Origin of the sequence: Edaphobacter bradus (assembly GCF_025685645.1) — a bacterium.
GTDB classification, from domain to species: domain Bacteria; phylum Acidobacteriota; class Terriglobia; order Terriglobales; family Acidobacteriaceae; genus Edaphobacter; species Edaphobacter bradus.
On record NZ_JAGSYF010000002.1, the window covers coordinates 92,979 to 111,540 of the forward strand.

The following is an 18,562-nucleotide window of genomic DNA, read 5'->3' on the forward strand; positions in this document are numbered from 1 at the left end:
CCTGCGCCTTTCAGCGCCTCTAGCCCGGAGGCCAGTGCATGGTGCGGCCGCCCAGCAGATGCAGGTGCAGATGATGCACCGTCTGGCCGCCGTCATCGCCTGTGTTGACCACGACGCGGTAACCCTTATCGAGCTTCTGCAAGCGCGCCAGGTCTGCTGCTGCGGCCAACAGGTGGCCCAGCAGAGACTTGTGCTCGGCAAGCGCCCTGGCCTGCGAGACGATGTGCTCCTTCGGGATGATGATCAGGTGAGTTGGGGCCTGGGGGTTGATGTCGGGAAAGCCGATGCACAACTGGTCTTCAAACACCCGGTTGGCCGGAATCTCGCCAGCGACGATCTTGCAGAACACACAGTCGGCAGACATGTTAGGTTTCGATTTCAAGCGAATCCCCCCATACGCTTCTCAAGCCTTCACTTCTGAAAGTACCTCGGATGCTCCCCCTGCGACCAGGGGTTGTACCGAAGGGCGAAGGTCGCGCGGCTGCTGATCGAAGGATGGCTGAAGCTCCAGAAGACGACGAACGGGTTCGGATCCGGCTCGCTCAATGAGAGCTCACCGAGTAATTGAAAGCTCTGCTGCGCTGTGGATTGCGGGTCGGCAACGATGCCGTGGATGGCCTCCTGGCCGTAGACGTCGGCGGCATGCTCCTGCGCGCGGCTGTAAGCATTGATGATGGGCTCTCCCAGAAACGAGAGCACAGAAAAGACCAGCAGAAGTACAGCGAGAGCGCCCCAATCGTGCTGCGAATCGATCTGCCATCGCGTGCGGCCGTAGCGCCGGATGAGCCCGCCAACGCAGCGATACCCGAGATAGAACTCCACCAGCATAAGCACGCTGAGGAACGCCAGCGTCTTGTAAATGTGGTTCAGGACGTAGTGGCCCATCTCGTGGCCGAAGATGTAGCTGATCTCGTCAGGCGTGGCATGGCTGATGGTGTTGTCCCACACGACAACCCGCTTCGAGGCCCCGATGCCGGTGACATACGCGTTGAGCGTCGTGACCTTCTCGCTGGCCTTCATCAGAAACATCCTGTCCGGAGGAATCTCGATGCCGCCGCGCTGAACCACCTGCTCAAGCCGGGCCACAAGTGCGGGGTCGGTCTTGCCCAGCGACTCGAAGGTGTTGAAGAGCGGATCGAGGAAGATGGGCGCAACGAAGACCGCGAAAACGGTCACCGCCACCGCCGGAATCCAGAACCAGAACCACCACCGCGAAGGCGATCTGCGAATGACCCAGAAGAGCAGCATAACCAGCAGCCCTCCGAAGACGAAGGCAAGGGCAAACGTCTTGGCCATGTCCCAGAACCAGCTTCCCCACCCTTGCACGGAGAGGCCGTACTCGACTGCAGTGTGGTGGCCAACCATGTCGAGCGGCAGCGTGAGCAGCGTAGTGACGAGCAGCAGCAGAAAGGTGAAGACGAAACCTTGCGCCCAGCGATTCCTGCTGACCGCGACAGCAAAGTTCCTCATTCGGGCGATGATGCCGAGCCCCAGCAGAAGGATGAGCTGCAGAATGCCCCAACCGCTCGAAAGAAAGTCGAGTGCGATGCGGCTGTGGGAGAAGGTGACGGCCTTCCGCAGTGTCTCCGGCGGCAGAGAGTAAGCTGGCTTACCGTCAGCCGGCCGAACCTGTGCGCCAGTTCGAACATTGGCCGCAGGCTGCGCTTGAGCCCGGAGAAAAGGTACAGCAAAGACCGTGACGAAGGAGACGAGCAGCAAAACGAGGGCGCGTAGATTCATCGCAACCTCACACCTGCGGCTTGCCCGGCGCCGCGGTCTCTTGCTCGGAGACGATCTTCCACTCACCGTTGATGCGCTTGAGTTCGAGCTGCGTGCGGACATAGCGGTCAGCGATCTGCGAACCTGCCATGGATTCGGTTTCCGAGTCTGGCGTGGTCGCGTCGGCAAGCTGCATGAAGTGCTTCGTCAGCCGGACCGTGAGATCGGAGTCCGTTCGCGGCTGAACGGCGACCCTTTCGAGTTTGACGGTCCACACGCCTGAGCGGTCCTGGATGGCGCTGCGAAACTTGTCGATCAGCGCCTGATTGCCGACGTTTGCATCGCCAAGATAATGCCCAACGGGATCGGCATAGAACGAGGCCTCAAGCACAGGGTCGCGGCCTCGCATCGAGTCGGCCCACTCTTCGAGCCACACCTTGGGGTCGGCCTCGGTATGGGGAGGAGGAGCCGGAGGAGTGGGAGGCACCACAGCGACTGGAGCGGGCTGAGGCTGGGCCTCCGCCGGTGGCGTAGCCGGGCGCAGCCGCAAGCTCTGGAGGTCGAGGCGGCCAGCCCAGTACAGGTAGATCGTCCCTGCCGAGACGGTAAGCGCGAGCAGCAACGCCACCAGCAGCGGCATGCGCGTCCTGGAATGTGAGGAATCGGCAGCCGCGAGACGAATCGTTGGAAGCTCGCGGGGAGGCTCAGCCACCACTGCCCGTTTGCGTGAGCCGGATGCGGTTCGCGTCGCGCTCGCTGCCGCGAGCTGGGCAGCCAGCGCGGCAAAGGCCGTCGGCTGCGAGGGCTTCGACGCAGTCTCGGCGGTGGGCTTTGGCCGCTCTGACGCCTCCTGTATCGGCCCAGACGTCGGAGTTGGCTCGGAGCTGGCGGTCGGCGGCTCAATTGGCTGGACAGTTGGCGGCATAACTGACGCCTCGCCTGGCGATTCGAGCGGCACAACCGGCCGCTCAACAGGCAGCTCAGCCGGCGAAGCAACTGGCGGTTCGACTGGCAACGGACCGACCGCTTCCATCGTAGGATCAGCGGCTGGCTCGGGCTCCCCCATGGCAGGCGACTCAGGCTCGACCGTTGAAACCGGCTCCGGCACTGGCTCAAGCGGCGTCGTCGAGCGGCCCAGGCCGGGAAGGCCAAGTCGCGCGCGCATCTGGCCGAAGGCGTAGTCCAGCTTGGCGCGGATCGGAGCATCCTGTGGTGACGAGCCCAGCAGCGCCGACGCCTGAAAGCTGATGTTGGCGTGGATCGCGGTGCTGTCATGGCTGGGCACGACCTCAAAGATCGCGGTATCCCGGTAGTTACGGGCGCGCGGAGAGGGGCCGAGCCCCCGAAGCGTAAGCTGACGCCCCTGGCGCTCCACCTCGTCGGAGAGCTCGAGCAGGGACAGCTCAAGCGCGTGCAGGACTTGCTCTGCGTCGCCGGTCGGAACGGTCTCAGTCGTCTCGAATCTCACAGTGTCTCTAACCAGTAACCTACATGAGTTTAACTCTCCAGTGGCGAGCGATCTCTGCTCCTGAACCGCATATATCATCGTCCAACACTCCAGGCAGTGCAACAAAAGGCCATAAGGTGCAGGGCACACCGCACGGGAGTTTCTGTACACTCGGCTGAAGCCTTAATTTGCACTGGGAATACGGGTTCCCCTTTCCATGAAGACAGATCGAGTCGTGGTTGCCGGCACATCAGCCGGTCTTGTATTGGCGGCAATGATGCTGCCGGGTCATGCTGCGGCCGCTCCGGCTCCCAGCCGGTCACAGGTTCTGCTGGATGCGATGGGCTCCGAGTTGGCGCGGGCGATGCACTCGCTCGGCTCCACGGGAGCCGACGCGGCGGAGCAGCCGAAGCCCTACTTCCTCAGCTACGCCGTCTCCGACAGCGACAGTCTCAACATCACCGTCCAGTACGGGGCGGTCGCAGTCTCCAACGAGAGCAAGCGCCGCACCGCCGACGTGCAGATGCGCCTCGGAACTCGTCAGGAGGACAACACCCACGGCGACCACCGCATCAGCGCGCTGACGACGATTCCCCTGCCCCTCACCGACGACCGTGACGCCATCGAGCGAAGCCTCTGGTTCGCCACCAATCGCGGCTACGCCCGTGCTCTCGATGGCTATGTGAAGGTCAGGACTGAGCAGCAGGTCCGCGCCAAGGAAGAAGACACTTCGGCAGACTTTTCGAGCGAGCAGCCGAAGACGGCGGTCGAGCCTACCGCTTCCGCTCTCGCCGTGGACAAGACGGCGTGGGAGGCGCGGCTGCGCGAGCTCTCCAGCCTCTTCAAGCAGTACCCCGACATCTTCTTCAACACCGTGATCCTGCAGGCCGCCACCGAAACCGACTACTTCGTCTCGTCGGAGGGCGCAAAGGTTGCGACGCCAAACCAGGTTGCACGAATCGTCATCGTGGCACGGACGCGTGCCGCCGACGGCATGGACCTCTTCCGCGTCGAGACCTTCGAGGCCGATAACATCAGCCATCTGCCCGACCAGAAGATTCTGATCGAGAAGACCACGGCGATGGCCAAGAACCTCGAAGACCTGCGCACGGCCCCCGTCACTGAACCCTTCAACGGGCCGGCGATCCTCAGCGGGCGCGCCTCCGCGGTCTTCTTCCACGAGGTGCTCGGCCACAGGCTCGAGGGCCAGCGGCAGCGCGGCGACGAAGAGGGCCAGACCTTCACCAAGATGCTGGGCAAGCAGATTCTGCCGACCTTCCTCAGTGTCTACGACGACCCGACGCTCAAGAGCTTCGGCGGCGCACCGCTCAGCGGCCACTATGACTATGACGACGAGGGCCAGGAGGCCAGGCGCGTCGATCTGATCAAAGACGGCGTGCTCGAAACCTTTCTCATGTCGCGGCTGCCAATCGCCAGCTTCTCCAACAGCAACGGCCACGGCCGCGCCGAAACAGGACGCATGCCGACAGGGCGGCAGGGCAATCTGATCGTCAGTTCCTCGAAGACCATGAACGACAAAGAGTTGCGGCAGATGCTGATCGACGAGGCGAAGAAGCAGGGCAAGCCCTACGGTCTTTACTTCGAGGACATCTCCTCAGGCTTCGCCGTTACGACGCGGCGCTCTCCGCAGGCCTTTCAGGTCATCCCGCTGGTCGTCTACCGCGTCTACGTCGACGGCCGGCCGGATGAGCTAGTGCGCGGCGTCAGCATCGTAGGCACTCCGCAGGCCGCGCTGACACGCATCATGGCCACTGGAGACAGGCAGGAGATCTTCAACGGCATCTGCGGTGCGGAGTCAGGAAGCATTCCCGTCAGCGCCGTGGCTCCGGCGATGCTGGTCAGCGAGATTGAGACTCAGCGCCAGGCGCAGGGCACGGCACGGCCGCCAATCCTTCCTCCGCCACCGGCCAGCGCCAAGGGGGCCAAATAATGAATATCCTCCCGGCACAGTTACGTAAATCCGCGGCCAACCTTAGAATCGCCGCCGCCATCGCTGTATTGGCAACGATCGCAGCCGCAAATGCTGCGCACGCCCAGGCGAACGACCCCTTGCTGAAAGCAATGCAGGACGAGTTGGACCGCGAGAAGATCCAGCTCGTGCTCCCCGGAATGCACGGGCCGTACTTCATCGAATACCGGATGGATGACATCAGCACCTACGAGGCCGTCGCCAACTACGGCGCGCTCACCCGCGAGGAGGAGAGCCATCAGCGTCTCGTGCGGGTCTCGGTTCGAGTGGGAGGCTACCAGACAGACTCCAGCTCAAGCCGGGGCGACGGCGTCGTGCAGCTCGGGCCAAGGGACAACGACCCCGACGCGCTGCGCTACGCCCTATGGATCGCCACGGACGACGCCTACAAGAACGCGCTGCGCGCCTATTCGGCCAAGCAGGCAGCACTCGAACGGTTCCAGACGCAGCGTGGCGAAAACGACTTCTCCGAAGAGAAGCCGGCCGTACATATCGCCGCCCTGGCCAAGCTCGATCTCGACCGTGCCGAGTGGAAGAAGCGTGTCGTGGAGGCAAGCGGCCTCTACGCAACCGATCCTGAGGTCAAGGCCTTTGCCGACCAGGTGCAGTATTCGGTGGCCAACCTCCGCGCCGTCGCGATGAACCGCTACCTCGTGAACACCGAGGGGACGGTTGTGCGACAGGGCTACTCCGCCTACAGCAACACCATCAGCGTCGGAGGCCAGGCCTCGGACGGAATGCGGCTCGGCCGCGACAACGGCTCGGTCGCCGTGACCGCGAAGGAGCTCGATAGCTGGCCCGCGTTTCGCAAGCGCGTGATCGACGATCTCAAGAGCCTCGACGCGCTGCGCAGGGCTCCTGTCGTGGATGCAACCGACTACCACGGGCCGGTGCTGTTCAGTGGCGATGCCGCGTCCGACGTGCTGAACCGGTTCTTCGTTCCGAACGTCGAGGCCGGCCGGCCAGACCTCGGCACGACCGCTCGCACCACCGGCGCTTATAACGCAAGCTACAAAGCGCGCGTGCTGCCTGGGTTCTTCAACGTTGTCGACGACCCGCTGCAGACAACCTTCAATGGTCGAGGCCTCATCGGCGCCTACGCCGTCGACGATGAGGGCGTGCCCGCGCATCCCGTGCCGGTCGTGACCAACGGGACGCTTGAGAACTATCTCATCGACCGCGACCCCATCAAGGACTTCCCCAACTCGAACGGACACGGCCGCGCCGCGGCAGGCGCACCGGCGCACTCGCAGTCCGGCGTGATGATCTTCAAGCCAACGAACCCGGTACCGGCTGATGAGCTGAACAAGCGCCTGCTCGCGATGGCCAAGGAGCAGGGCCACGACGTCTATGCCGTCGAGACTATGGGCGGCGATGCACCGCGGCTACTCTATCGCGTGCACGCCTCGGACGGTAGCCGCGAACTGGTGCGCGGAGCAGTCTTCGATGAGCTGGACGTTCGCAGTCTCCGCTCCGAGATCGTTGCTGCGGGCGACGATCCATATATCTCCCAGTCAATGGGAGTCGTTCCGCAGACGACCATCGCGCCGAGCCTGCTCTTCGACGAAATCGGAGTGAAGCGAGCTAACGAAGAGCAGCAGAAACTGCCGTACTACCCGCCGCCAACGCTTGAGGGAAGGTAGCCTCGAGGCTGCGCACGCTGCAAACGCGACAGAATGTTGTAAAGTCATGGTGCCTTTCCGGTCCTGAATTCTTCTGAACTGAAGGAGGCCATGGGACGCCGAGCATTTCTGTCACAACTTGCACAGTTGGCGGCCGCACCTCTGGTCGCGTCTGCAGTTCCCCTCGAAGCCCAGACCGCACGCAAACCTCGCAAGATCCTCATGAAGAGCGCGTGGGGCTCCGATGACCCGACGAAGGCCGGCTTTCCCTTCTCGCACAGCCTGGCGCTATCTGATGCCGGCCACGAGGTGCAGATATTCCTGCTGGGAGAGGCCGTTGTGCTGATGAGAAAAACCGTCGCGAATGCCGTCACTCCCGTAGGCTGGCCCCCCATCGGCGAGACACTGGACAAGGTCGCTGCCCGGCACATTCCGATCTATGCCTGCGGCGCCTGCTCACGCGCTCGAGGCGTGACGGAAGGTGACCTGAGCAACTACAGCGCTAAATTTGGCAGCCCACCGATCTTCGTCTCCCTCATCGAATGGGCAGACCTCGTGATTACGGAATAGATCGCAGCGCGCGGAGAATCCGCGCTAGTCCGTGCGGATGACATATGGCTCGGCGTCCGGCACGTGAATATTGTTCGCGATCTCCTGGGCGTGGTTGCGGTCCGGCGTCTGTGGATTGATCCGCACCCAGTGACCAGTGGGGCCGGCAAACTCAATCACCTTGGCGGTACTGTAGCGGCGCATCAGGTGGTTCTTGAGCTGGATGGCGTCCTGCTGGTGGGCAAACGCGCCGATCTGCACGCACCACCGTCCGCCCGGAGTGGATGCCGTACGCGGAGTTTGCGCCCACGCCTCCACCCGCACCTTCGCGACGCCCATGCGATAGAGACCCGTGGCCTTCGCCGCGGCCAGCGACAAGTCGATGATGCGCCCATGCACGAACGGCCCGCGGTCCGTAATCTTCACCATCGCCGACTGGTTCGTCGTCAGATTGGTGACCCGCGCCATCGAGCCCAGCGGAAGCGTAAGGTGCGCTGCGGTCATCGCGTTCTGGTTGTAAACCTTGCCGTCGGCTCCCTTGCGGCCAGCGTACGGCGGCCCGTACCAGCTTGCGAGTCCCGTCTCCACCAGTGTCGGCTTGCCTTTAGTGTCAGGCGGCGGCGAGGGAAGCTGCTGTGCCGTGCCCGACGAAGATGAGGAAGTATCCGGACGTGTCGAAGGTCTGCCCCAGGCGTCGGAGCTGGAGTAGACCGACGGCGGAGGCGGAGGCTGATACGCCTGCTTCACCTTCTTGTGGCAGCCCGAGGCTGTCAGCGCAAGCGCCGACACCAGCGCGACGTCAACGATGCGGGCACGTTTCACGGCTTCGGTACATCCTTTGGTGGACGAGGAGGCGCGGACGCGCGTCGGCTGTCGATCCGCTCGGCCAGCTTGTGCAGCTCAGTCGCCGCAGCACGCAGCGCCTCAGAGCCATTACGGCGCACCTCAGGCACCACCTCATCGTTGATGTACGCGATGACGCGGCGCAGGTCCTCCTCGATGTGGCTTCCTGCCTCGTGCAGACGTTCTTCCCACGGGCGCTTTGACGACTCGTCTGGCATACGCGCACCTCTCCACCATTAAATATGATGACGTGGGAAAAAGCACGGTTACCAATGCTGGCGCAATATTCCACCACGCAGTGCCGAGGTGGTAACCGCAGCAGATAGTGGTGGATCGCACGGCCTCCGCCCCACCTCACGCGGCAAATACAACTTGCTGCACGCCTATCGCGTCCCTTATATCTGTGCATACGCTGACAGCGAAGGTAGGCAAGACCTTAGGCGAGTCGTTCTTCGGCTCCTTCATCGGCTCCTTCAACAAAGAGTTTCTCCCCGACGTTCTCACATTCGCCCATCTCAAGAAATATGAGTAATCTCTCCCTGCCTGGGTTGATAGAGGAGGAGTGTCTTGAAGCGCTGGGCGATCATCTACGGAGTCCTGGTATCGGCCGCGGCCGCCCGCGCACAGAGCTACGCGCCGCTCAATTTGCCTCCGAGCCCTCTCACCATCCCTCTGGTCTCGCTCTCCTCCGATTCCACAAGCGACAGCCTCCCTGACGCTCCCAGCGCATCCGCAACCCGCCAGACCGACGTCGTCATAGCCGCACACCACTCCTTCAAGACAACCGGCAACGCCCCCGGAAACTGCAATCTTGCCCGGTCGATCCAGCTGATCCCCTACGACGTCAATCAACCAGGCAAGGTGCCTCCCCCTTGCGCAGAGCTGATCTCCCCGTACCAGCGCTTCCTCGACACCGAGATCGTAATCCCGCTCACCTGGCAGCAGAAGGGCTATCTCGCCATGCACCAGTTCAGCGACCCCTCGAACCTCCTCACCATCGTTGGCATCTCGGCCATCAACATCGGCGTCGACTCGCATACAGCCTACGGCCCCGGCCTTAAGGGCTGGGGCAAGCTAACCGGCGTCAGCCTTCTTCAGGATGCAACCGGCGAGTTCTTCGGGGCCTTCGCCATCCCCTCCCTCACCCATCAGGACCCGCGCTACTACCGGATGCCAAAGGCGAGCATTCCGCGCCGCCTCGGCCACGCCGTCGCGCAGACCTACGTCGCCTACAGCGACGACGGCCGCAGAATGCCCAATTACGGCGTCATCCTCACCTATCCCATCGCCTCCGAGATCTCGAATCTCTACGTGCCCGGCATCCAGAGCGACGGTCGCTCAACCGCCAAGCGCATCCTCATCGGCTACGCCCTCGAGCCGGTCAACAACCTCGTCTCCGAGTTCGTGCCCGACGTCGCCAGGCGAGTCCACGTCCGCATCATCTTCGTGCAGAACATCCTCAACAACATCGCCGCCGCCCCCGCTGGCCCGCAACCATAAGCTTCTGAGGCTCCGGGCGCAAAATTTTGCATCCTGATTTGCAGCGCCGGTCAACCCCACATTTCCCCGTTCAATGCAGAATTTCGCCGTTCGATTGCTCAGGCTTCGGTCCCGAGGGCAGCTTGCGTAGTCTTAACGACGGACAAAAGCCATTGCACTTCATGCAGTTAAGGGAAGCGTGATCGCGGGTCAATCAGGGCCCTTTTTCAACTTGTCGCAGCCCACCTGTCTCCAGGTCAGATGGATGCTGCGCACAAAAAAAATCTCAGTCCCGAGTGGGATTGAAGAGGACATCAGGAGACTAAAGAACGCATATGGCAAAGGCATCGAAGTTCGCCGAAAAAGCCCTTACCTATGGAGCAAAAGCCGCTTGGGCAGTATTTGACAGGATCAACTCGATCTCGCCCAACGAGAGCTTCACGCCGAAGTGGAGCGACAAGCCCCTCCTGAAGTCCTACCAGAAAGAGAAGCCGCCGCTAGGCTGGCCCCGTACCACCGACTCCCTTTGCCCCAAGTGCATCCCTGAGATCCGCCAGCAGATCGTCGACGGCAAGCTGCCCCACGAGATCCTGCTCAATGAGAAGGTCGGCGAGATTAAGGCTCAGATCATCGAGCGCGACGGCAAGATCCTCATGGTCAAGGACTGCCCGATCCACGGCCACTTCGAAGACGTCATGTCCATCGACCCTCCGATGATGAAGCACCTCGAAGACGTCTTCCCCGGCCGCGACATCCGCGCCCACAACGACGAGAAGCTCCACAACCACGGAACCTCCACTGTCACCCACGGCCGTGGGTCAGTCTTGACGATCGACCTCACCAACCGCTGCAACATGATGTGCGACCCCTGCTTCATGGATGCCAACCAGGTCGGCTTCGTCCACGAGCTCACCTGGGACGAGATCAAGACCATGCTAGACAACGCGATCCAGATCAAGCCGCGTCGTCAGATGAGCGTGCAGTTCTCCGGCGGCGAGCCCACGCTCTCGCCCTACTTCCTCGACGCCGTCGCCTACTCCCGCAAGGTCGGTTACAACTCGGTGCAGGCCGCGACCAACGGCATCGAGTTCGCGAAGTCCAAGGAGTTCGCCAAGGCCGCCGCTGAGGCCGGTCTCCGCTACGCCTACCTGCAGTTCGACGGCATCGGCAACGCCGCCAACTCGCACCGTAAGGTCGGCAACGCGTTCGACGTGAAGCTCCAGGCCATCCACAACCTGCACGAGGCCGGCGTCGACATCGTCCCCGTGACGACCATCGTCAACGGCATCAACAACGAGCAGGTCGGCCGCATCATCGAGTTCGCGCTCGACAACCCCAAGAAGATCAACTTCCTCTCCTTCCAGCCGGTCTCGTTTACTGGCCGCGACGAAGAGGTCTCGGACGAGCGCCGCGCCGCACAGCGCTACACGCTGTCGCATCTCGCGCACGACATCCGCAACCAGACCGGCCTCGGCGAGAGCACCCGCGACTGGTTCCCCATCTCCTTCATGTCCACCTTCTCCGACTGGGCCGACCTGGTCCACGGGCCGGAGCATGACTGGGGCCAGCTCTCCTGCGGCTGCCACCCGAACTGCGGCATCGGCATGGCGCTGATGATCGACAAGGAGACCAAGGAAGCCGTTCCGGTCACCGCGTTCCTCGACGCCACGCAGCTCGCCAAGGACGTCGCCCGCATCAACGACGCCGCCCGCGGCAAGTTCCTTTCCATCCTCGGAGTCTCGCTTGCGCTGCTACGCAACTACGACCCCAGCAAGGCCCCCACGCACTTCCGCATCATGGACCTGCTGCAGAAGTTCGATAAGTGCTTCGGAGCCACCGGCCGCAACTACGGCAAGGTGACCGGCGACCGCACCATGGCCGACATCGAGAAGCGCCGCGCCGACCGCTGGAACTTCCTCTTCATCGCCGGAATGTGGTTCCAGGACCTCTTCAACTACGACTTCCGCCGCACCGAGCAGTGCATCATCCCCTACGCCACCCAGGAAGGCGAGATCTCCTTCTGCGCCTACAACACCGGCGTGGGCTGGAGGAACATCATCGAGAAGATGCACATGACTGCCACCCTCACCAAGTGGTACGAGGAGCACGGCCGCCACGAGATCTTCGCCGGCGGCAAGAAGGTGGGCATTGAGAAGCAGGAGAAGTACGACCTGGTGCTCAACGAGGCCCACGTCAACGCCGCTGCCAACGACACCTTCGACAAGTCCGGCATCGCCAAGAACGCCCGCGAGGAGAAGATCCGCGCCCGCGACGCGAAGATCAAGCAGGACGCCGAAAACGCCCGCATGGCCAAGCTCTACCGCAAGGAGATCCTAAAGGAGCAGGAGCAGCCCGGCTTCATCTCCCTCGGCGAGATCAAGGCAGCGGCTCCGGTCAAGACGGAAGAAGAAACCGTCGCTGGCGACTAACCCCCTCAAGCCGCATCAACGACAAAGGCCGCCAGCAATGGCGGCCTTTCTTATTGCTCTAACGTGAATATTCTTGAGACACTTCGTCAAAACACGCACAGGTCTTTCTACCAGTTCCGCATATTTTTTTCAGGAGATCAGATATGCCGCCTGTCTTGTCTTGGCCCAGTCAACGTCCCTTCCTTCAACGTGCTCTTCTCCTATTCGTTGCCCTTCCACTTATCTCTGCAGCCGTCCGCGCACAGTCCTATGAACACTCGCCCATCTATCAAAAAATCGCAGCACCTCCAGCAGGGGCTATCGATCGCTGGCACCCGACCGCAAATGATGTCACTGTCAACATCACGATGACAAACGTTGGCAGCATCTGGAACGAAGCAATGCATGTCGACGGATCGAACGGTCAGGAGATCATTCATCTCATCATTGAGGAAACCAAAAACAACATCGCGTTCGCCTACGATCTTCTCGTTCAACCTATCGAGGGCTCTCAGCAGGTACGCTGCACGTTTAAGCCGCAGGCTCCAGACACATTTCCACAATCCATGAAGTTTCCCCACATGCCAATCTCCGATTCGCTAGAACCAGTAGTCATCGACAATGGAGGCACAATCGCGATCAGCATGATTCCCGATCCCGACAAGAAACAAAAGCTGGTCCAATACCTCCAGATGCAACTAAGAAAACCAGGAACAAGTGACGCCGCTAAGACTCATATAAGCGCGTCCACGCTGCAATCCCGTCGCTGAATTGCTGTGTTGGAATCGCCCCCATAAACACGATTCCTCACAACGCCCGCGCCTCGAACACATTCGTTCCAGAGCTTGTCAAGACCCCTTAACCACGGAAAACCTTTCAATCGACACAAAACAAAGGGAAAATAAATCGCCGAAGTATGGCAAAGCAGTTTCACCCGACTTGCTAAAATAAGACTATGCAGAAGAGAAAGCCCCGGCCGCTCCGGGGCTTTCTTTGTGCAAAACTTTAGTGTTTAGAATACTTTGCGCGCCAGCATTATCGATTTACTGGACTCTTCGGGGTTTGGCATCAAACCTGCGCGCGAAGTCCAAACCTAAGGTCTCTGTTTGGAAGACTTTGCGCAAAAAGATGGGGGAGGGGGTACAGGGCGAATGGAAATACGAACCGGAGAACGCAGTGTCCTGGCGGATTTAGGACGGCAACCGAAGAAACAGGGCCATTTGGAACTAAGCTACGTTTTTCTTACCTTCTCCAAACGCCTCTTCGCCTCCCGAGCCCGGCACTTCATCGCTAGCGTCCCCTCCCGCAACGACCGCTCAATCATCTCCTCCGCAATCTCACGCAGCGAGGCCTCCTGCCCAGCGAGCAGACCCATCCCCTCCACCGCCGAGCAGCGCGCCACGTTACTCTCCTCCTCAAACAGCAGTTCCATCAGCCGAGCCGCTCGCAATCTCTGCTCGCGTGTATGCGCCACTCGCGCAACCACCAGCCCCAGATGCCACCGCGTCCGCGACTCCTCCACCGAAATCTCCGCCAGCAAACCGGCTAACTCGTCCGCATACCGCTCCAACGGAGCTGCATCCTGTTCCGTAATTCTCCGAGCCACGTCGGCAGCCCGCTTGCGAGTCTCCGACTCATCCCCGAACATCGCTTCCACCAGTGCCTTCACCGCTCGCCGGTCCCCTTCGATCTCACGCGCAGTCTGCCGCGCCCGCTCCAGACCCCACGTGCCTTCACCGAGCGAGCGCATCTCCCGCTAATCCTTGACAGCGATCCCCTGCACCTCAAACCGAGCCCCGAACAGCAGCGTCCCCGAGCCCAGAAACGCCCGCGTAGGAAGCTGTCCGCTGAAGTACGTGCGATAAACCGCATTGAAGCGCTCCCAATGCGACACATCGCTCGCGAAAACCTGCACCGAAACAAGCTGATCGAGTGTCATGCCCGCCAGCGCAAGCACTCGCTGCAGGTCCTGCATCACCAGGCGCGCCTCTTCTTCAACCGTATCGGGAACCTTGGTCGTGCCCGGAATCAGGCCAATCCGCCCCGAGAGATACAGCGTCCTGCCTTCCACAAGAACGGCATCCGCAAACGGACTGGAGGGATCACTGGAAAAGTATTCACGGCTCATTCGCACACTCCAATAGAAAGCAATCTGGCAAGTGCAGTCTATTAGAGCATCCCGTCGCAAAGAGCAATCCCGTCGCAATGTCCGACGCAAAAAGGGCTCCGTTCGCGGAGCCCTGCCACCCTCTACCTGAGAAACTTACTAGCCCGACGTTGAATGATCCGAGTGCCGCCTGTGCGCACGTGCCACAAGGTGAGTCGACGCCCGCCGCCGCGACACCCGCCCATAGCTCCACTCCCGCACCGGGCCGACATCCACATGCACAAACTGATTCACCGGATAGTACCCCACGCCGCCATCATGCAGGCTCAGCGCCGCATCGCGCAGCCTCGCCGTCGGCACGCCGGGCACGCGAATGTCGATCGCCTTGGCCTCCATGTGCTGGCTATGCTCCGCCACGCCTGAGTTCGCCGACTGCGACCGCAGAAGATCATTGCTCCACGGCGTGCGGTAGCCGCAGACGACGTCGATCACGCCATTGGGTCGCCGCAGCTTCGCCATCAGGTCATGCAGCACGTCGAACTCCCTGGGGTCGTAGTTGCTGACCGTCTGGGTCCGGTGGTCGCGCAGAAAGTAGTCCAGCTTCTCCATCGCCTCCGGCAGATAGGCAGCGCCCACGCGGTATACGATGTCGATGTCTTCCCCCGTATGCAGGTGGTGCAGCCGCAAACGGTACTGCTCGCCGCCGCTCGAGACCGCTGGCGTCGGGTCCTCGGCTCTGGAAGACGCGCTCAATGCAAAGACTGCCAGCGCAGCCGCCGCGACGCCCCCAAAAACCTTCCCCCTCCAACGATTCATTCAGACACCCCTAACCATGGCTTCGAAAATAGACCATTGCAATTGCGCTTCGGCTTCAGTCATTCACTATCGTCATTTTAAATGAGCCTAAGTCCTGTCTCGCCGAACAAAAATATAACGTTCGTGTCATGCCATTTCCGCTGAAAACAAAGGGCATCCGGCCACTTTCAACGATTCATCCGAACATCAACCCCACGCCTATAAACTAGAAGACATGACGCTCGACCCCATCCAGATACGCGTTCTCGGCTCCCTAATTGAAAAAGAGATCGTCACCCCGGAGAGTTACCCGCTCTCGCTGAACGCGCTCGTCAACGCGTGCAACCAAAGATCCAGCCGCGACCCCGTCCTCGAGCTGACCGAGGACGAAGTCCGTCAGGCCCTCCACACCCTCGAAGACCTCGCCCTCACATCCACCGTCCACGACTCCCGCGTCCCCAAGTACGAGCACCGCGTCCGCACCGTGCTCAACCTCCGCCGCGACGAGACTGCCGTCCTCTGCCTGCTGATGCTTCGTGGCCCCCAGACCCCCGGCGAGCTTCGCAGCCGCTCCGAGCGTCTCTACGCCTTCGACGACATTGCCGCCGTGCAGGCCACCCTCGACCGCCTCGCCGCCCGTGACGCATCCACCGACTCCACCGGCCCTCTCACAGCAATCCTGCCCCGTCAGCCCGGCTCCCGCGAGGCCCGCTACACCCACCTGCTCGGCCCCATACCCGACGTCACCGAGTCCGCCCGGCCCTACGGAACGACGGCCACCTCGCAGGAGACGACAGCCCAGCGGCTTGCCCACCTCGAGTCCGAGCTAGCGAACCTCGCCTCCACCGTGGCAGCTCTCAAGCTTCGCCTCGACACCCTCGCCCCGACCTCATAACCTCAATTCTTCTTCTACTCTCAGGCTCCTGCTCTGTGAGATGATCGAAACCCACATTAGCTGACTGTTCTATGACCAACCACAACGCCAACGCCGAAGTCTTCGTCCAGCGGCAGAATGCCGGCCGGCGCGCAGATGATCGGCGACACGAGGACCTCGGCCGCCTTCTCAACCGGATTCCCGTTGGTGTCCTCTGCTGCAACCGCGACTGGTACATCACCTTCGCCAACGACGAGGCGACTCGGCTCCTCCGGCTCACTCCAGAGGACATAGCAACAAGAACCCACTGGGAGATCTTCCCCGAGAAGCTCGGAACCGAGGTCGAGCGTGTCTACCGCAGGGTCATGCAGACCGGCGAATCCGGGTACCTCGAATACCTCTGCACACCGCGCGACATCTGGCTCGACACCCACGTACTGCCCACCGATGAGGGCGTCGCCATCTACTTCCGCGACATCACCGACCACAAGGGTGCCGAGCTGCTCCGCGACGCTGCCTCCCGTCAGCTGCACCAAGTCCTTGAGGCCACGACTGACGCCGTCGTCAGCCTCGATCGCACCCTCAACTTCACCTACCTCAACCGCCGCGCCCGCGAGCTGCTGGCCGTCAAAGGCGATCTCCTCGGCAAAAATATCTGGGCTGAATTCCCCGCTGCCACGCAACACCGCGACTACTTCAACCGCGCTCTCAACCAGGGCATCCCCGGCGAGTTCGACGCCTTCTACCCCGAGCCCCTCAACCTCTGGCTTTCCATCCAGGTTCGTCCCGCCGACGACGGCCTCGTCATCTTCTTCCGCGACATCACCGCCGGACGCGCCGCTCGCGAGGCCATCCAGAAGCAGCACGATCTCCTCTCCGTCGTGCAGGAGACCGCGCTGGCCGCCACCTGGGACGTCGATCTCACCACTGGAAAGATCACCGTCGGCGACGGCTCTTACCCCGTCTTCGGCCATCCTCACGATGCGATTCCCGACATCGAAACCTTCACCAGGTTCCTGCTTCCCGAGTACGTCCCCATCCTCGCCGATGTTATCCGTCGAACCCGCGAGACTGGCGAAATGATCGTCGTCGACTTTCCTATCCGCGCCGCCGATGGCTCAATCGTCTGGGTCGAGAACCGCGGCCAGGCTCTCGTCGTCGATGGCGCACCACATCTTCGTGGCCTCTCCATCGACATCACGCAACACAAGCGTAACCAGGAGGCGCTCGCCGCGAGTGAAGCCCGCTACCGCATCCTCGCCGACCTCAACCCTCAGGCCATCTGGATGGGTGCTCCCTGCGGCAGCCTCACTTACGCCAACCAGGGGATGATGGACTACCTCGGCTTCAACAACGAAGACCTCGAAGGCGAGAACTGGCTCAAGGCCTTACATCCCGACGACCGCCAGCGTGTCCTCGAAGCCTGGAAGCACTCCGTCGCCACCGGGGCCGACTTCGACCTCGAGGCCCGCATGATCCGCGCCCGCGACGGCCGCGCCCGCTGGTGGTGGATCCGCGCCCAGCCAGTCCGCGACGAACAGGGCAATATCCTGCACTGGCTCGGCGTCAACACCGACATCGACGACCGCAAGACCTTCGCCGAGACCCTCCAGCAGCGCCAGGAGGAGACCGAACGCCAGCGAACCGAGCTTGAGACCATCTACCGCACCGCGCCCGTCGGCTTCGCTCTCTTCGATCCCCTCGAGCTGCGATATCTCCGCGTCAACGACCGCCAGGTCAAGACCATCGGCCTGCCCCGCGAGCAGATCCTCGGCCGCCGTATCACTGACCTCATCCCCCTCGCCGGGCTCGAAGACCTGCTCCGAAGGGCTGCGGCCGGCGAAACCATCCGCGATCACCAGCTCGAAGGCGAACTGCCCACGCGACCTGGCGACCACCGCTTCTGGAACGTCAGCTACTCCCCCCTGCACGGCGCCGAAGGTAAGGTCGAGGCTGTCGCCGCCGTCATCCAGGAGATCACGCAGCAGAAGCGCGCTGAAGCAGCTCTCGTACAAAACGAAAAGCTCGCCGCCGTCGGACGCCTCGCCAGCTCCATCTCGCACGAGATCAACAACCCGCTCGAAGCCATCACCAACCTGCTTTACCTCATCGCCGTCTCTGACGACCTGCCCGACACTGTGCGCGAATACGTCGCCGTCGCCCAGAGCGAACTCTCGCGCGTCTGCCAGATCGCGACCCAGACTCTGCGCTTCCACCGTCAGGCCGTCAGCGCCACTTGGATCACCGCCGCCGGCCTCGTCGACGACGTCCTCAGGCTCTACCAGGGCCGCCTCGCCAACTCCGACATTCGCGTCGAAGCCTGCTACGCAACCTCACAGCGCATTCTCTGTTTTGAGAACGACATCCGCCAGGTCCTCAACAACCTCATCGCCAACGCCATTGATGCAATGCGCCAGGGCGGAGGCCGCCTCATCGTCCGCGCCCACGACGCCATCGATCGAACTCCGGGTCGCGGCAACCGCCACGGCCTGCGCATCACCATCGCCGACACCGGCCACGGTATGACACCCGAGGTCCGCGCCCGCATCTTCGAGCCCTTCTTCACCACTAGAAATCTAAGCGGAACCGGCCTCGGCCTCTGGATCTCCTCCGGCATCGTCAGCCGCCATCAGGGACGCCTCACGGTTCGAAGCACGGCCCACCCCATCCACCACGGCACCGTCTTCACCCTCTTCCTTCCCCGCCGGGAAGAACCGCCTGCAGCGTAA

The 18,562-nt window shown here is 62.0% G+C and carries 17 protein-coding genes; 9 read left to right on the forward strand and 8 right to left on the reverse strand.

What is annotated here, in order from left to right; all coding sequences use genetic code 11:
• Window positions 1-19: 19 nt before the first annotated feature.
• From OHL16_RS06575 to OHL16_RS06585, 3 genes are read right to left on the reverse strand one after another with little or no spacing between them, the layout of a single operon-like run.
• A complete protein-coding gene (locus OHL16_RS06575; protein WP_263366317.1) occupies window positions 20-364 on the reverse strand; it encodes an HIT domain-containing protein in 345 nt (114 codons plus the stop codon).
• A gap of 47 nt (window positions 365-411) precedes the next feature.
• A complete protein-coding gene (locus tag OHL16_RS06580; RefSeq protein ID WP_263366318.1) occupies window positions 412-1,740 on the reverse strand; it encodes a M48 family metallopeptidase in 1,329 nt (442 codons plus the stop codon).
• Window positions 1,741-1,747: 7 nt separating this feature from the next.
• Entirely contained in the window at window positions 1,748-3,187 is a 1,440-nt protein-coding gene (locus OHL16_RS06585) for a Cif family virulence factor (RefSeq protein WP_263366319.1), read from the reverse strand.
• 196 nt (window positions 3,188-3,383) lie between these two features.
• On the opposite strand from OHL16_RS06585, the gene OHL16_RS06590 reads away from it, so the two are divergent.
• From OHL16_RS06590 to OHL16_RS06600, 3 genes are all read left to right on the forward strand, one after another.
• On the forward strand, window positions 3,384-5,117 hold the full coding sequence (locus tag OHL16_RS06590) for a metallopeptidase TldD-related protein (protein WP_263366320.1): 1,734 nt from the start codon (window positions 3,384-3,386) through the stop codon (window positions 5,115-5,117).
• The gene (locus OHL16_RS06595; RefSeq protein WP_263366321.1) at window positions 5,117-6,799 is read left to right on the forward strand and encodes a metallopeptidase TldD-related protein; all 1,683 of its coding nucleotides are present in this window, start codon (window positions 5,117-5,119) and stop codon (window positions 6,797-6,799) included. The genes OHL16_RS06590 and OHL16_RS06595 overlap by 1 nt, the downstream gene beginning before the upstream one ends.
• Window positions 6,800-6,889: 90 nt before the next feature.
• The gene (locus tag OHL16_RS06600) at window positions 6,890-7,348 is read left to right on the forward strand and encodes a DsrE family protein (protein ID WP_263366322.1); all 459 of its coding nucleotides are present in this window, start codon (window positions 6,890-6,892) and stop codon (window positions 7,346-7,348) included.
• A 24-nt stretch (window positions 7,349-7,372) separates the two neighbouring features.
• On the opposite strand, the gene OHL16_RS06605 is transcribed toward OHL16_RS06600, so the two are convergent.
• On the reverse strand, window positions 7,373-8,149 hold the full coding sequence (locus tag OHL16_RS06605) for a septal ring lytic transglycosylase RlpA family protein (protein ID WP_263366323.1): 777 nt from the start codon (window positions 8,147-8,149) through the stop codon (window positions 7,373-7,375).
• Window positions 8,146-8,388 (reverse strand): hypothetical protein, encoded by a 243-nt coding sequence (locus tag OHL16_RS06610; RefSeq protein WP_263366324.1) that lies wholly within the window; start codon window positions 8,386-8,388, stop codon window positions 8,146-8,148. Before OHL16_RS06610 ends, OHL16_RS06605 begins: the two co-directional genes overlap by 4 nt.
• A 110-nt stretch (window positions 8,389-8,498) precedes the next feature.
• Between OHL16_RS06610 and OHL16_RS06615 the strand changes: the two genes are divergently transcribed.
• From OHL16_RS06615 to OHL16_RS06630, 4 genes are all read left to right on the forward strand, one after another.
• Window positions 8,499-8,702 (forward strand): hypothetical protein, encoded by a 204-nt coding sequence (locus OHL16_RS06615; protein ID WP_263366325.1) that lies wholly within the window; start codon window positions 8,499-8,501, stop codon window positions 8,700-8,702.
• A 35-nt stretch (window positions 8,703-8,737) separates the two neighbouring features.
• Complete coding sequence (locus OHL16_RS06620) at window positions 8,738-9,670, forward strand: hypothetical protein (protein WP_263366326.1); 933 nt, start codon at window positions 8,738-8,740, stop codon at window positions 9,668-9,670.
• A gap of 314 nt (window positions 9,671-9,984) precedes the next feature.
• On the forward strand, window positions 9,985-12,078 hold the full coding sequence (locus OHL16_RS06625; RefSeq protein WP_263366327.1) for a radical SAM protein: 2,094 nt from the start codon (window positions 9,985-9,987) through the stop codon (window positions 12,076-12,078).
• Window positions 12,079-12,221: 143 nt separating this feature from the next.
• Window positions 12,222-12,827 carry a hypothetical protein gene (locus OHL16_RS06630; RefSeq protein ID WP_263366328.1) on the forward strand — a complete coding sequence of 202 codons (606 nt, stop codon included), beginning with the start codon at window positions 12,222-12,224 and terminating at the stop codon, window positions 12,825-12,827.
• Between the two features lie 461 nt (window positions 12,828-13,288).
• On the opposite strand, the gene OHL16_RS06635 is transcribed toward OHL16_RS06630, so the two are convergent.
• The 3 genes from OHL16_RS06635 to OHL16_RS06645 form a co-directional block, all read right to left on the reverse strand.
• Complete coding sequence (locus OHL16_RS06635) at window positions 13,289-13,807, reverse strand: hypothetical protein (protein ID WP_263366329.1); 519 nt, start codon at window positions 13,805-13,807, stop codon at window positions 13,289-13,291.
• Between the two features lie 6 nt (window positions 13,808-13,813).
• Entirely contained in the window at window positions 13,814-14,185 is a 372-nt protein-coding gene (locus tag OHL16_RS06640) for a RidA family protein (protein ID WP_263366330.1), read from the reverse strand.
• A gap of 138 nt (window positions 14,186-14,323) precedes the next feature.
• The gene (locus OHL16_RS06645; protein WP_263366331.1) at window positions 14,324-14,980 is read right to left on the reverse strand and encodes a DUF882 domain-containing protein; all 657 of its coding nucleotides are present in this window, start codon (window positions 14,978-14,980) and stop codon (window positions 14,324-14,326) included.
• 214 nt (window positions 14,981-15,194) lie between these two features.
• Between OHL16_RS06645 and OHL16_RS06650 the strand changes: the two genes are divergently transcribed.
• Both OHL16_RS06650 and OHL16_RS06655 read left to right on the forward strand, forming a co-directional pair.
• The gene (locus OHL16_RS06650; RefSeq protein WP_263366332.1) at window positions 15,195-15,854 is read left to right on the forward strand and encodes a YceH family protein; all 660 of its coding nucleotides are present in this window, start codon (window positions 15,195-15,197) and stop codon (window positions 15,852-15,854) included.
• Window positions 15,855-15,925: 71 nt separating this feature from the next.
• On the forward strand, window positions 15,926-18,562 hold the full coding sequence (locus OHL16_RS06655) for a PAS domain-containing protein (protein WP_263366333.1): 2,637 nt from the start codon (window positions 15,926-15,928) through the stop codon (window positions 18,560-18,562).